Raw genomic sequence first — 13,591 nt, 5'->3', positions numbered from 1 at the left:
ATATGCGAACTGGTATAATATAGTGAATTGTGCATGACACTACAAAAGGGTGCAAAATAGCATCCTTTTGTTCATTATAGGGAGGACTATCATTTTATATGGAACGCACAGACTTACGTAATATTGCCATCATTGCTCACGTTGACCACGGCAAAACGACATTAGTAGACGCTATGCTTAAACAAAGCAATGTTTTCCGCGCCAATGAGCATGTAGCGGAACGCGTAATGGATTCAAATGATCTTGAACGTGAGCGGGGCATCACTATCTTATCCAAGAATACGGCGGTAATGTATAAGGAAACTAAGATTAATATTGTCGATACCCCCGGCCACGCTGATTTTGGCGGCGAGGTTGAACGGGTACTCAATATGGTTGACGGCGTATTGCTGTTAGTGGACGCTTTTGAAGGCCCCATGCCCCAAACCAAATATGTTTTAAGAAAAGCGCTGGAACAAAAACTTAAACCCATTGTGGTGATTAATAAGATTGACCGCCCGGATCAACGGGTGGAGGACGTTGTTGATGAGGTGCTGGAGCTGTTTATTGAGCTTGAAGCCAATGATGAACAGCTCGATTTCCCGGTCGTGTACGCCACTGCCAGGGAAGGCATTGCCAAAATGGCCATGGATGATGCCAGCGATAATTTGCAGCCATTGTTTGAATGTATCGAAAAAACGATACCTGCGCCCCGGGGCGACATTGATGGACTGCTCCAGGTTATGATTACCACCCTTGATTATGATGATTATGTTGGCCGGATTGCGATTGGCCGTGTTGTCAGAGGCCGTGTTGCCAGCGGTCAAAATGTTGTAATTCTGAACGGCGAGACCGAAACCAAGGCAAAAATCGGCAAAGTATACATCTATGAAGGCTTGAAGCGTACTGAGGTTAAAGCGGCGGCGTTAGGTGACATTATTGCCATGATTGGTCTTGAATCAGTCAATATTGGCGATACAGTGGCAGATACCGAGAACCCGGAGGCATTACCCACAATCAGAATTGACGAGCCAACCCTGGCAATGACGTTTGCCGTCAATACCAGCCCGTTTGCCGGTCGTGAGGGCCAGTTTGTCACCTCCCGCCATATTCGTGACCGTCTGTTCCGGGAAGCGGAAACCAATGTCAGCCTGCGGGTAACGGAGACCGAGAATGCCGACTCATTTGAGGTGGCCGGCCGGGGTGAACTGCACCTGTCCATCCTGATTGAGACCATGCGGCGGGAAGGTTATGAATTGCAAATCGGTAAACCTCAGGTAATTTATAAGCAGATTAACGGTAAGCGCTGCGAACCGATGGAGTTTTTAACAATTGATGTGCCGCAGGAATTTATGGGCGCAGTCATGGAATCACTGGGAACCCGGCGGGCTGATCTTGTCAACATGATTGAACTGGCCGGCTACCTGCGGATGGAATTTATTGTTCCGGCCCGGGGTCTGATCGGTTTTAGATCTGAATTTTTGACCAATACCAAAGGCAATGGCATTATGCATCATATATTCCATGGTTATGTCCCCTACAAGGGCGATATTCCCGGCCGTACCCGGGGCGCGCTGGTGGCTTTTGAAGATGGTGAGACTACAGGTTATGGCATCAATAGTATTCAGGACCGGGGCATTATGTTTGTTGTGCCCGGGCAGGCTGTGTACCAGGGGATGATTGTCGGTGAAAATGCCCGGGAAATGGACATGGATGTTAATCCCTGCAAGAAAAAACATGTTACCAACATGCGGGCCAGCGGGACAGATGATGCTGTCCGCTTAACCCCGCCCCGCATCCTGAGCCTTGAACAAGCGCTTGAATATATTAATGACGATGAGGCTGTGGAGGTTACACCGCAAAGTATCCGCCTGCGCAAGGCAACCCTGGATAGGCATCTGCGCGGCCGCGAACGGAAAAAAGAATCCCAGTAAGCAGGTAAACCGGAAGCGAGATTGTTTCACAGGCACAGACCGTGGCAGTCTCGTTTCCTCAATTTCGTTCAGGACATGAAGAGGGGGTAAAAAGGTGCGAATTGAAAAGGAAAACGCATTATTATTGGTAGTGGATATGCAGGAAAAACTGTTTCCGCACATTAACCGCCATCAGGAACTAATCAAAAAAACGCTGATTTTGCTGGCCGGCCTAAAAGCTCTGGCCGTGCCGATGATGGCCGCCCGGCAATATCCCCGGGGGCTTGGCGATACAATTGAAGAGCTCCGCCCATATTTTACTACCGGGTATTGGGATAAGCTGACCTTTAGCTGCTGCGGCAGTGAGCCGCTGCTGGCCCAGTTACAGGGGAGTGGCAGGAAAGCTGTCATTATTGCCGGGATTGAGGCTCACATCTGTGTTTTGCAAACAGTGATTGATCTGAAGGAGCACGGCTTGGTGCCTGTTGTTGTGACTGATGCGGTAGGCTCGCGCACTGACCGGGATTATGAGATTGCTTTACGGCGGATGGAACAGGCGGGGGCCGTGCTGACCACGGTGGAATCCATCCTGTTTGAGCTTTGCCGTCAGGCTGGGTCGGAGGCTTTTAAAACAATCTCGAAGCTGGTCAAGTAGGTGGGTATTGCCGGACAATAAGCTGGTGCCAGGTCCCTGACGCTGCCGGCAGAAGCCGCCTGCTCTTGGGCTGGGCGGCAGAAATTTGCATACATTTGCTATTTGGCGTGGTAAAAAGCTAGTCTGTGCAGTAAAAGTGCACAGATTAGCTTTTTTAGAGAGTATAGGAGCTGCTTCTCAGCAACCAGGCCTGATTCGGGCCGTGATGACTGAGCCGGCGGCCAGCAGAATATGCTGCAATATTTTCAGGACTCTGGCCATACCGGTATTATTGCCTGCGCGGTAGCAAGGGCTGCTAAATAATGCTAACCCCATTCTAAAAAAAATCAAAAAAATGAATAGTATACTAGCGGTATGTTAAGTTAATCTATAACCGAATACATTGAGGAGGAAGATTACTCATGAAAAAAGTGATCCTGACAACCATGCTTGCTTCTCTTACTTTGGCTGGTACTGCTTTTGCAAGTGTACCGGGTATCGATACAGCCGCAGGACAAGGAGAGATTGGTTATTCGCATTATAATCTAAAGAGCAGTGTGGATGTACTTGGGGATATGGGCAAGTTGAAAAATAATAATTTTCAGGCTGCCTATGGTTTAAGTGATAAACTTGCTATTACCGGTGACTATCTGAATTCTGAGTCGCAAACCTTCTATTCACCTGCTTATGGCTACTTTAACGATATGAATCTCAATTCCACCGAAATCGGGCTGCAATATAAATTGAACAAAAATGTTGCTGTTTCTGTCGGTAATGTAAAATCTGAGCTTAAAGCAAGTAATGATTCTGTTTCAACAAGTGAAATATTTGCCGGTGTGGCCTATAAAGGTGCCATTGCCGACAAGGTGGACAGTTATGCATCCTATATCCGCTCAGAAAATGTACAAGACTGGAAAGCCGGCCTGACTTATGGGTTAGCAAGCAACATTACCCTGGATGCCGGGTATCGCAGTTTTGAGAATGATGATTTGGGTATTAAAGCCAAAGGTATGGGTTTTGGTGCAAACTATAAATTTTAAGCAGGCACTTCGCCAAAGAGAGACTACAAAAGTAGTCTTTTTTTGTATTATTATAGATCCATTTCTTGCTGATAAAAACCAAGGCTGATTAAGGCTTCAGCCGTTGTCAGGCAGGAACCTGGGTATAAGAAAAGTATTTGTCTCTGATATTACCAGGGATTTTGTCTTTTGGTAGAGGAAATTTCCGGATAAGTAGGCTTTTTTCCTCTTTTTTTATTATTCGCAGTATTTTTCGCCCTGAACTGGCAGGAATTAGCACATGCGTGTCGAATAACCCGAAAAACAGAGTAATCTCCGGTGGGGAGGCAATAATAATGGCCCTAGGATTAATCGATAAATTAACAAGTTTTTTAATACCACCTGATGATCAGGCTGCGGGGTCTGACAGGGCGGCAATACCTGCTGTCAAAGACAATAGTGGGCAGGAAAGCGAACGCCGCCCCAGGTTGAAAGTCCATAGTCAGTCAGCAGGACCCCTGAAAATAATAATTGATCTGCCGACAGGATTTGATGATGTCCAGGCTTATGCTGATCACCTGAGAAATAGTATTGCCATTATTGTTAATTATCAGCAGGTCGATCTGGCCACACAGCAGCGCATGAGTGATTTTCTCAATGGCGTGTGTTATATTTTGGATGGTTGCGTCCAGCGCATATCCGAACAGGTAGTCCTGTATACGTACGCGAATATTGACATTGATAAAAAAATATTTGCCTATTCGGTACCCACCTATGTACGGGTAAAAGAATAATGTATCAGGGGCTGCGCAACTGCTATCAGGCAGTTTTGCATAGCCTTTTTTATTTAAGCATATCTTAGCTTTAGTATTTTAATTATCAGGAGGTTCCAAGTGAAGATTCTTGTTGTTGAGGATGAAAAGCCGCTCCGTGAAGCCGTTACTGATGTACTCCGGGAAGAGAACTATCTGGTGGATGGTGCCGGCACCGGTGATGAGGGATTATACCTGGCCGAACAAGAGATCCATGATTTGTTTATTCTAGATATTATGCTGCCGGAAATAACCGGGCTGGAAATAGTTAAGCGGCTGAGGAACAAGGGGATTACCACACCTATTCTCCTCTTGACGGCCAGAGACAGTGTGGAGGATAAGGTGACAGGGTTAAATAACGGGGCGGATGACTATCTTGTAAAACCTTTTGCGGTACCTGAGCTGCTGGCCAGGGTCAAAGCATTGCTGCGCCGACGGGGCAATGTCGGGCAGGAAGGGGAAATTTCCTATTGTGATATTTTGATTAATGACAAGCTCAAACAGGCCTCGCTGGGTGACCGGCTTTTGGACTTGACCCTCAAAGAATTTGAGCTGTTGGAGTTTTTTGTGTTAAATAGCGAACAGATACTCACGCGGGAACAGATTTTTGACCGGATCTGGGGCTTTGAATCAGAGACAACAGCAGGTATTGTTGATTTATATGTGCATTATTTAAGAAAAAAATTAGCCCCTTATGGCCGGGATGCTCTTATTAACACCGTCCGTGGTGCCGGATTTATGTTGAGGGCCAAATAGGCATGTTTACCCGTATTCTCCGTAAACTGACCTTAATGAATTCGGTGGTTTTTATTTTAATCTTTCTGGTTTTTGGGGCAACGCTTTATTCCTATGTGCGTTCGCAGCTGTTCGAAAATATTGACAAGTCCATGCGGGACCGGATTAGCTCCTTCCGGGTTGTTAACGGCCGGCCTGACGTTACTTTAAGACGTTCGATATTTTTTGATCCCCGGGTTATTATGCTGCTGCGGGATGCCAGTGGGCAGGTTGTCATATTAACCCCGTTCTCGTCGGAAGAGGGGGACAATCTTAAAACACTGGCCGCCCAACTGGAAACCGGCAGTCTGACGGTAACAACCTATGCGGACCACATCTATAGAGTATTATGTTTGCCTTATCAGTATGAAGAAAAAGTATTATTTCGCTCAGACGGCAGCAAGGTTTTGGAAATCGAAGAGGTTATCGCCGTGAGTATTGTTGATTCAGAGGTTGCCATGCTGGGCAATTTGCTAATCATTATTGCCTGCGGCCTGTTTGCCGGCAGCGTGGTTATTGGTTTAGCCGGCTACTACCTGGCCCGTCTGGCGCTTGTTCCTATTCAGAAAGCCTGGGAAAGGCAGCAGCAGTTTGTGGCTGATGCCTCGCATGAACTGCGGACACCGCTGGCGGTGGTTAAAACCAATGCGGAAATCATGCTGCGGCATCCGGAAAATACTGTCGAGCAGGAGAGCTCCCGGGTAACTAATATATTGCGGGAAGCGATACGGATGAACAAACTTGTATCCACCCTGCTTACATTGGCGAGAGCGGATGCCAATCAGCTGGAGCTGCAGCTCAAAGCGTGTATGGTGGATGACGTGGTTGAGACAGTAGCTGAGCAATTCAGGCCCCTGTTCGAAATTAAAGGGCTGGAACTGCATGTCAATATCGAGCCGCAGATTGAGATAACAGGTGACAGGGAGCGTCTGCATCAACTGATGGTTATCCTGCTGGATAATGCTTTAAAATACACCGTGCCGCCAGGGCAGATTACCATTACCTGTTCGCGGCTGCAAAATCAGGTTCTATTGAAAGTGGCAGACACCGGCTGCGGGATATTGCCTGAGGATCTGGCCCGTATTTTTGACCGCTTCTTTCGCGGTGACAAAGCCCGCCACCGGGAAACCGGCGGTGCCGGACTCGGCCTCTCGATTGCGCAGTGGATTGTTGAAAAGCATGGCGGCAGAATCCGGGTTGAGAGCGTACCTAACGTAGGAACACAGTTTTATATCACTTTACCTGTTAAAAGTAAGGTGTAAATACACCGGCAACAGCAGTGGCTTTGGCAAGCTGCTGCTGTTTTTGATTAATAAAGACCAGGTTGTTGTCATATACTCTAAAGAAAAGGCCTGAGTTCTGATGAAGGGAAGCGGTTAGATGAAAGGGTTTAAGAGAAAAAACGGCAAGTTTGCATCTTTAGTCAGCTTAATTGCACTGACAGCCATGTTAATGCTATTTGCTGTTAACCTGCCTGTGTTCCTGGGATCAACCGCCGGCAAAGTCTTTATTGCTTTCTGGGGCGGGTTTGCTTTGGTCATGGGGGCTGCCCATGTTGTCCGCCTTGCAGCGCCCCGGGAACGCCGTCTGGCAATAGTACCGCTTACGCCTGGTCTTAAAGATGCCCGTACCCGGAAGAAACAGCGTTCAGTACGGGGCCTGCAAAGTTAGGGAATGGGACTTACAGTAAATGCAAAAAACGTCCCGGTTAGCGGGACGTTTCCAAGCCGCGATATCAATTAAGCCAGCAGCTTCAATACCTCGGCCAGTTGGTTGAGCATATTATCCAGGTCAGCGCGGGTGATGACAAGCGGCGGCTGGAAGGCCATGACATTGCGTTCCGGCCCGTTTTTACCGATGAGAATCCCCCGGGCTTTCATATGTTCAAGGATAACATCAAGCTGCGCTGCTGCCGGCGATTTGTCAGGGTTCACGAGTTCAGCCCCCACCATAAGACCATGACCGCGGATATCACCAATCAGCGGATGTTGCTTTTGCAGCTCGGTCAGGCCGCATTTTAGATAGCGGCCGAGTTCTGCGGCCCGATCAGGCAGGTTATACTTTGTTAACACCTTAAGGGTTGCGAGGGCGGCAGCCGAGGTTACCGGATTGCCGCCCAGCGTCGAAGCACCGGGACGGGTATAGGCATCGGCAATTTCGGAACGGGAAGTAAAGGCACCGACCGGGGTCCCGTTGCCGAGGGCTTTGGCCATGGTCATAATATCAGGTTCAACGCCATAATGCTCAATGGCGAACATCTTGCCGGTACGGCCAAAGCCTGTCTGGACTTCGTCAATAATCAGCAGGATATTATGGTGGGCAAGAATTTCTTTTACCCGCTTAAAATAGCCGGGGGGCGGGGTAATAATGCCGCCGTTGCCCTGAATAGGCTCGGCAATCAACGCTGCTACCCGGCCGGACGTGGCCGTTTTGATTACCGCTTCAAGCTCATTGGCACAAGCTAAGTCACATTCGGGATGACGTTTGCCATAAGGACAGCGATAGCAATAGGCATTAGGGGCAAAGCTGATACCGCCGACCGGGCTGGTATCAGTGCGCCACATGGACAGGCCGGTAAGGCTCATAGTCAACTTGGTACGGCCGTGGAGTCCCTGCCGCAGGCTGATAAACTCCTGCCTGCCGGTATAAAGCGAGGCCAGCAGGGCGGCTCCTTCATTGGCTTCAGTACCGCTGGCGCAAAAAAAGGTTTTTTGCAGACGGCCTGGTGTGATTTGGGCCAGGTTCTCAGCCAGATTAACAATGTTTTCGGTAAGGTAGATTGTACAGGTATGCTGGAGAGTAGTAACCTGGTCGCAGATCGCTTGTGTAATTTCGGGGTGACAGTGCCCGCAGTTGACAACAGATACACCGGCAAAGCAGTCAAGATACTGCCTGCCGGTATGATCATACAGGTACTGCATCTCGCCCCTGACCAGCTGCATCGGTTGCGCGTAGAAATGGTAAACACAGGGAATGATATATTCTTTCTTTTTCCGGACGACTTCTTCCGGTCCGATGTAGGGTGTGCTGTTTATGTCAGTCATGGTTTCACCTCTCTGGTTAATTGATACAGCGGTAGTATTATCTGGATAGACGGTAGCGGAAAGCACCGATGCCCAATTTTCGGGGGCTGGCCGCTCCCAGCCTGCTGAGCAGGTTTTTATCAAAACTGCCGGCATCACCGGCACTCAGCCTGTCAAGCTCGGTCCGGTAGGCGGCGGTAAGCAGCCCGACAAGCTCCGGCCGGTAATGCTGACCTTCAATCCGGTAGTTGCTGATACCGGTGCTGAGCAGTGCGGGTAAATGGGTCAGCAGGCAAAGGTCTTTGGCAAACAGGATGTGGTTGCGGGCATACTGATCGATCTTAATGTCATGCCGTTCGCCGGCACTGTCCAATAGCGCATAGTGCTGTGACGGATACAACTGGGAGCAGGCGTGAGCAGGTGCTCCTGCCAGGACTGCAGACGGTACGCAATGATCTAGCACCATGGCTTCCAGGGCACCATGGACAATAATTTCCAGCGGCAGGTGGCTGCCGGGAGCCAGTTCGGCAATTTGTTCAAAAGCAGCCTCCAGGGAAATGGTGGCCTTACTGGCCCCATTGGCTTTAAGCCAGGCTGTAGTCAGGTGATTGAACAGGTTGAACGAAAAATCAGCCTGAACCGGCAGACTGGTGGTTTGCCGGGCCAGACGCAGCATGCCGCTGTTCGCAACCAGCAGGCCGTGGGGTTTAACGGCCTCAAGGCAGGTAAATAACTGCTCAAGTTCACCTGTTTCCCGTTCCATCGTAATACGGGGGGTGGTAACAATAACCTGTGTGTTATATTGGCCGGCCAGGGTAATAGCCTGCTTAATCTCCTGTAAGGTCAGGGGTTCCTCCGGCTTGAAAGCCTCACCGCCAATGTAGGCAACGTCGGCACCGTTTTCAAAGGCGGCGGCCAGTGCCGCAATTCCGGCAACCCGTACTGCCAGTGTAGGGCGTTCAGCCGGGAACTGACTGACAGTTGGCCGGGGGGGGATACTGGCTGCCGGCAAGACCGCAGGAACGGCCAGCCCGGCCTCTTGGACTGCCTGACTGAAAAAGCGCGGCTCCCGTTCGCCGGTGTAGCCGATCGAGCTGGCGCCGGGATTGCCAAGCGCATAGCAGGTAGAAAAGTCCCGGGAACGGTAAGCATATAGTTCCTGCCAGCCGGCAGGGTCCAAGGAATAACCGGTGGGGTCGGCAATATAGCGGTCTATTGCCTGGCGATAGAGTTTTACGATGCGGCTGACAAAAGCGGCGGTGCGCATGCGGCCTTCAATCTTGAAGGAGCATACGCCAGCCTGAATGAGCTCCGGCAAGGCGTTGTACATACACATATCCTTCATTGCCAGCTTATAAGGGCCAGGGTCGGCGGCTGCCGGCCGGCCGGTAGCACTGTCGATCAGCTGATATGGCCAGCGGCAGGGTTTTAGGCAGCGGCCACGGTTTGAACTTTGGCCGAAAACGATGCCGGAGTGGTAACACTGGCCGCTGTGAGCCACACACATGTCGCCATGGACAAAATATTCAAGTTCAATACCGGTACGTTCTTTAAGCAGCCTGAGCTGAGTCAGCGTCAGCTCGCGATTGGTTACCACCCGGGTTATGCCGTAATCCATCAGCGTTTTTATGGAATGTTCATTATGGGTATTCATCATGACCGAGGCATGGAGCGGCACGGTCATATTTAGCTGCCGTGACAGCTCGAGAACAGCCAGGTCCTGAACAATCAGCGCATCCGGCTGCAGCTGGTTCAATAGCCGGAGGTAATCGCGCATGCCGGGGATTTCCCGCTCGCTGATCAGGTTATTAACGGTGATGTAGAGGCGAACCTTGTGCTTGTGGGCATATTGTACGGCCCGGGCCAGTTTTTCATCATCAAAATTGGTATCAGTGCGGTGCAGGCGCATATTAAAACGCTTGCCGCCGAGGTATACAGCGTCAGCGCCGGCGGCAACCGCGGCTTCAAGCACCTCCCAGGTGCCGGCCGGGGCCAGCAGTTCGACAGATTGCGGGGTTAGCAGCATGTATATTTCACTCCAGATTTTATATAGTCAATTATTCAAATATCTCTTTAGCCTGTGCCAGCAGGGGCGGGGGCAGTTCAATGCCTAAATTGGCGGCAACAAAGGCATTAAGCTGAACTTCCGGCCGATCGACAAGACCGACAGGAATATCGCCCGGTTTGGCGCCGGCCAGAATCTGAGCAGCTTTAACGGCGCAGGCCCGGCCCAGTTCGTAATGATTAGCCACCAGCGCCCCTAACGCCCCTGACGGCACATTGGGGGCGTGCGAGGTAATAACCGGCAGATTGGCTGCTTCGGCATAATAGGCCACGCTGGCAAAGTTTTCTTCGATGATCCGGCCAATTGGCAAAAATAAAGCATCCAGGCCGGGGGGGAGTCTGTCAGGCAGTACCGACAGATCTGCCGGCTTGTCGGCAGGCAGGTCCACCAGGGTGAATAGTTCGCTGGCTGCCTGTTTGAAATTTGCTGTCTCCAGCAGGGCGTTGGTGTCACCGGTATGGTACAAAATGCCGATGGTTTTGGCGGCAGGCAGCAGTTCCCGGATAAAAGCAGCCTTAGCGGCAGCCGGGACCATGCCGGCCACGCCGGTAGCTTTGCCGCCCGGTTTGTCCAGTGTCCGGGCCAGGGCTGCGCCGACCGGATCAAACACCGGCGTGAATACCACCGGAATAGTGCCGTCTAATTGTACAGCCGCCTGCGCGGCCGGGGTTGAACAAGCAAAGATCAGGTTTACTTTTTGCTCTGCCAGCTTGCCGGCCAGCCGCGGCAGGTCGCTTACGGCACCGTCGGCGTTCACATAATAAAATTCAGCGGTCAGGTTTTGCTCTGCCAGGCCGGCTTTAAAGCCGTGCACGGCGTCGTCAAGGTTTTGGGTTAACTGGAGAATGCCAATATGATGCAAATGTACAACACCTCTGGTTCTTTTTTTATTACAGTTTCCACATTTATTTGATTAATACCTGCCATAACTGGGGTAAAATAGGTGAATATCTTTGCGCTGCACCTAGCTGGAATTTTCATATCCCCTAAAAATAAATGCAATGATGAGATTGACAACTGGGAAGAGACGGTTTATTATAGTATCAATATAATAGAGTACTAATTGCTGACTGGAATTAAACTAGAGGCTGTGTTCCTTAACGGGATACAGCCTTTATTTTATCGTGATGAGGCCGCGGCTGAAGCTTTGCCGGTATTGCCGGTGTATGATGGCGGATAATTGCATAAAAATCAGGTGCACGGGCTGATTAGTTAAAAACTAAAGGCAGAAAGAATTTTCTTTCTGCCTTTAGTTTCAATATAAGGAGGGGTAAGGGCGGGGATAACGCAGGAACGAAAAAGCTGGAGGGAAAAGTGTTGTGAGCAGGCAGCGAAATAAGAAATAAACTGAAAGAATGTCGCCGTCGGTGTCGCCATGAGGCTGCGGCCGAGTTTTGCCGGTATCGCCGGGTGTATGATGGCGGATAATTGCATTAAATCAGGTGCACGGGCTGATTAGTTAAAAACTAAAGGCAGAAAGAATTTTCTTTCTGCCTTTAGTTTTAATATAAGGAGGGGCAAGGGCGGGGATTAACACAGGAACGAAAAAGCAGGGAGGGAAATGTGTTGTGAGCAGGCAGCGGATTGAACTGAAAGAATGTCGCCGTCGGGTCGCCAGGAGGCCGCGGCCGGAGCTTTGCCGGTATTGCCGGTGTGTGAATGGCGAAAATTGCCTAAAATCAAGCTAATTCGGCTGATTAGTTATAAGGCTAAGGAGGAACGTATGAAAAAGATTATAAAAACAGTCCATAACAAGCTCTTCGGGGTTTATTTATATCTTTTGGTGTTAATTTTGTGGGAAATAGCACCACGGTTAGGCTGGGCCAGCGATGTATTTCTCCCCCCGCTGTCCCGGGTTATCCGGACAGCGATCGATTTAGGATTGCCCAATGTCCTGATTTACATTTCGATCAGCCTCAAGCGGGTCTTTACCGGTTTTTTCCTGGCTACCTTGCTGGCGTTGCCGCTGGGCTTTATTCTGGCCGGAGCATTGCCCTGGCTGGCCAGATTTCTCAGGCCATTGACGATTTTTCTCTCCAGTATCCCGCCGTTTATCTTGTTCCCGATTTTTGTCATTATCGTGGGGGTTGGCGAGGGTGGTATTCAACTCGTTATTTTCTGGTCTTCCTTTTGGCCGATCCTGTTTACGACAATAGTAGGCATTCAAAATGTGGATACTCTCTTAATCAGGGCCGGTAGAGCGCTGAATGCCAATAAGCTGGAAATCTTTTTTAAAATCGTGCTGCCCGGCGCCATGCCGACCATTATTTCCGGCGTGCGGACGGGTTTGACGATGAGCTTCTTTATGCTGATCGGCGCTGAGAGTATGGGGGCGGATTCCGGGTTGGGCTGGATGATTCACAATGCGGAAAGCATGGGCTTTGTAGAGCGGATCTACTTGGGCGCTATCCTGGTCGCAGGCGTAGGTTTTGTTTTGAATTATGCGCTTGAAACTTTGGAGAGCATTGTGCTCTATTGGCAGGAGCAGGAGTTTCCCCAAGAGATGAAAAGAGCTGCCGCCTGAACAGCGGAACGACGGCAAGTATAAAATTATCCAGAGGAGGTATCCGCTACATGAAACTTTTGCTGCCTAAACTGCAAAGGTTGGCCTTTAACAGCAGTTCGATTATTTTGTTCTTTATTTTTTGGGAATTTGGACCCCGTCTAATCCCCGAGGGGGTTATTTCCCCAGCCTCCGATGCCATAATAGCCCTCTTCAAAGTGGCGGCTTCGGGCATATTGTGGGAACAGACACTGATCAGTTTGGAACGGGTCGTCATGGGTTTTAGTCTGTCTGTGCTGATCGGCGTGCCCCTCGGATTTTTGCTGGGAACTTTTTTCGAATCGGCGGAGAAGGCCCTGCTGCCTTTTCTGCGCACATGTGAAAAATTGAATCCTTTTGCGATTATTCCCATCTTTATGATTTTTTTCGGCATCGGTACGCTGGAGAAAGTAGTGGTCATATTTTGGTCCACCTTGTGGCCAGTGCTTTTCAATACGATGACCGGCGCGCGCAATATGGACCGCAATCTGCTAAAGGCGGCCCGCTCCATGGGAACAACCCGCTGGGAATTGTTGCGCAAAGTCATCTTGCCCTACGCCTTGCCCAATATTTTTATCGGCATTGAGATAGCGGCGCAAATTGCTTTCTTTATGATCATCGCTTCGGAGGTGATTGGCGCCAGCACCGGTCTTGGCTGGTTCTATATCAGCTCCACGCATAGATATGAGCTGGCCTTAATGTACGGTATCGTTCTCTATATTACCATACTGGCAATTGGGGTCAACGTTACTTTTGCCCGGCTGAAAAAACGTTTCCTGGTCTGGAAAGAGGCTTCGCAACTGAGCTAAGCCGCCGGGAAAACAAGTCCGGATGAACCGGATTGAAATAAA

The 13,591-nt window shown here is 50.0% G+C and carries 12 protein-coding genes; 9 read left to right on the top strand and 3 right to left on the bottom strand.

The genetic code is table 11. The features are described from left to right. Nucleotides 1-98 precede the first annotated feature (98 nt). The 7 genes from typA to SPTER_RS11840 all read left to right on the top strand — a co-directional run bounded on the left by typA (nt 99) and on the right by SPTER_RS11840 (nt 6,781). Nucleotides 99-1,913: a translational GTPase TypA gene (gene typA, locus SPTER_RS11870; RefSeq protein ID WP_144350595.1), complete on the top strand. Its 1,815-nt coding sequence runs from the start codon at nt 99-101 to the stop codon at nt 1,911-1,913. Nucleotides 1,914-2,007: 94 nt separating this feature from the next. Then, complete coding sequence (locus SPTER_RS11865) at nt 2,008-2,547, top strand: hydrolase (RefSeq protein ID WP_144350594.1); 540 nt, start codon at nt 2,008-2,010, stop codon at nt 2,545-2,547. Between the two features lie 401 nt (nt 2,548-2,948). After that, the gene (locus tag SPTER_RS11860; RefSeq protein WP_144350593.1) at nt 2,949-3,566 is read left to right on the top strand and encodes a hypothetical protein; all 618 of its coding nucleotides are present in this window, start codon (nt 2,949-2,951) and stop codon (nt 3,564-3,566) included. Between the two features lie 314 nt (nt 3,567-3,880). Continuing rightward, nucleotides 3,881-4,318: a cell division protein SepF gene (locus tag SPTER_RS11855; protein ID WP_144350592.1), complete on the top strand. Its 438-nt coding sequence runs from the start codon at nt 3,881-3,883 to the stop codon at nt 4,316-4,318. A 99-nt stretch (nt 4,319-4,417) separates the two neighbouring features. Next, the gene (locus SPTER_RS11850) at nt 4,418-5,092 is read left to right on the top strand and encodes a response regulator transcription factor (RefSeq protein ID WP_144350591.1); all 675 of its coding nucleotides are present in this window, start codon (nt 4,418-4,420) and stop codon (nt 5,090-5,092) included. 2 nt (nt 5,093-5,094) lie between these two features. Further along, on the top strand, nt 5,095-6,372 hold the full coding sequence (locus SPTER_RS11845; RefSeq protein ID WP_144350590.1) for a sensor histidine kinase: 1,278 nt from the start codon (nt 5,095-5,097) through the stop codon (nt 6,370-6,372). Between the two features lie 118 nt (nt 6,373-6,490). Then, entirely contained in the window at nt 6,491-6,781 is a 291-nt protein-coding gene (locus SPTER_RS11840; protein WP_144350589.1) for a hypothetical protein, read from the top strand. A gap of 68 nt (nt 6,782-6,849) precedes the next feature. Here SPTER_RS11840 and SPTER_RS11835 read toward each other — a convergent pair whose 3' ends face one another. Genes SPTER_RS11835 through SPTER_RS11825 form a run of 3 tightly spaced genes read right to left on the bottom strand, consistent with a single transcriptional unit; the run spans nt 6,850 to nt 11,060 of the window. Then, nucleotides 6,850-8,154 carry an aspartate aminotransferase family protein gene (locus SPTER_RS11835; RefSeq protein ID WP_144350588.1) on the bottom strand — a complete coding sequence of 435 codons (1,305 nt, stop codon included), beginning with the start codon at nt 8,152-8,154 and terminating at the stop codon, nt 6,850-6,852. Nucleotides 8,155-8,191: 37 nt separating this feature from the next. Beyond that, nucleotides 8,192-10,159: a peptidase U32 family protein gene (locus SPTER_RS11830; protein ID WP_144350587.1), complete on the bottom strand. Its 1,968-nt coding sequence runs from the start codon at nt 10,157-10,159 to the stop codon at nt 8,192-8,194. A gap of 31 nt (nt 10,160-10,190) precedes the next feature. Further along, entirely contained in the window at nt 10,191-11,060 is an 870-nt protein-coding gene (locus SPTER_RS11825) for an ABC transporter substrate-binding protein (protein ID WP_144350586.1), read from the bottom strand. 861 nt (nt 11,061-11,921) lie between these two features. Between SPTER_RS11825 and SPTER_RS11820 the strand changes: the two genes are divergently transcribed. Together SPTER_RS11820 and SPTER_RS11815 are read left to right on the top strand one after the other, a co-directional pair. Then, nucleotides 11,922-12,722, top strand: a complete 801-nt coding sequence (locus tag SPTER_RS11820) for an ABC transporter permease (RefSeq protein ID WP_144350585.1) — start codon at nt 11,922-11,924, stop codon at nt 12,720-12,722. A gap of 50 nt (nt 12,723-12,772) precedes the next feature. Then, nucleotides 12,773-13,549, top strand: coding sequence for an ABC transporter permease (locus SPTER_RS11815; protein WP_144350584.1), 777 nt, complete (start codon nt 12,773-12,775; stop codon nt 13,547-13,549). The last annotated feature ends 42 nt before the right edge of the window (nt 13,550-13,591 follow it).

The organism is Sporomusa termitida, assembly GCF_007641255.1.
GTDB classification, from domain to species: domain Bacteria; phylum Bacillota; class Negativicutes; order Sporomusales; family Sporomusaceae; genus Sporomusa; species Sporomusa termitida.
The sequence above is the reverse complement of the archived record's forward strand: the minus strand, read 5'-3'. Positions and strand labels throughout refer to the sequence as shown.

What these genes read in the sequence shown, in the direction of transcription:
- SPTER_RS11840 (WP_144350589.1), top strand. Translation starts at nt 6,491, where the DNA reads ATGAAAGGGTTTAAGAGAAAAAACGGCAAGTTTGCATCTTTAGTCAGC.
- typA (WP_144350595.1), top strand. Translation starts at nt 99, where the DNA reads ATGGAACGCACAGACTTACGTAATATTGCCATCATTGCTCACGTTGAC.
- SPTER_RS11835 (WP_144350588.1), bottom strand. Translation starts at nt 8,154, where the DNA reads ATGACTGACATAAACAGCACACCCTACATCGGACCGGAAGAAGTCGTC.
- SPTER_RS11845 (WP_144350590.1), top strand. Translation starts at nt 5,095, where the DNA reads ATGTTTACCCGTATTCTCCGTAAACTGACCTTAATGAATTCGGTGGTT.
- SPTER_RS11820 (WP_144350585.1), top strand. Translation starts at nt 11,922, where the DNA reads ATGAAAAAGATTATAAAAACAGTCCATAACAAGCTCTTCGGGGTTTAT.
- SPTER_RS11815 (WP_144350584.1), top strand. Translation starts at nt 12,773, where the DNA reads ATGAAACTTTTGCTGCCTAAACTGCAAAGGTTGGCCTTTAACAGCAGT.
- SPTER_RS11855 (WP_144350592.1), top strand. Translation starts at nt 3,881, where the DNA reads ATGGCCCTAGGATTAATCGATAAATTAACAAGTTTTTTAATACCACCT.
- SPTER_RS11860 (WP_144350593.1), top strand. Translation starts at nt 2,949, where the DNA reads ATGAAAAAAGTGATCCTGACAACCATGCTTGCTTCTCTTACTTTGGCT.
- SPTER_RS11830 (WP_144350587.1), bottom strand. Translation starts at nt 10,159, where the DNA reads ATGCTGCTAACCCCGCAATCTGTCGAACTGCTGGCCCCGGCCGGCACC.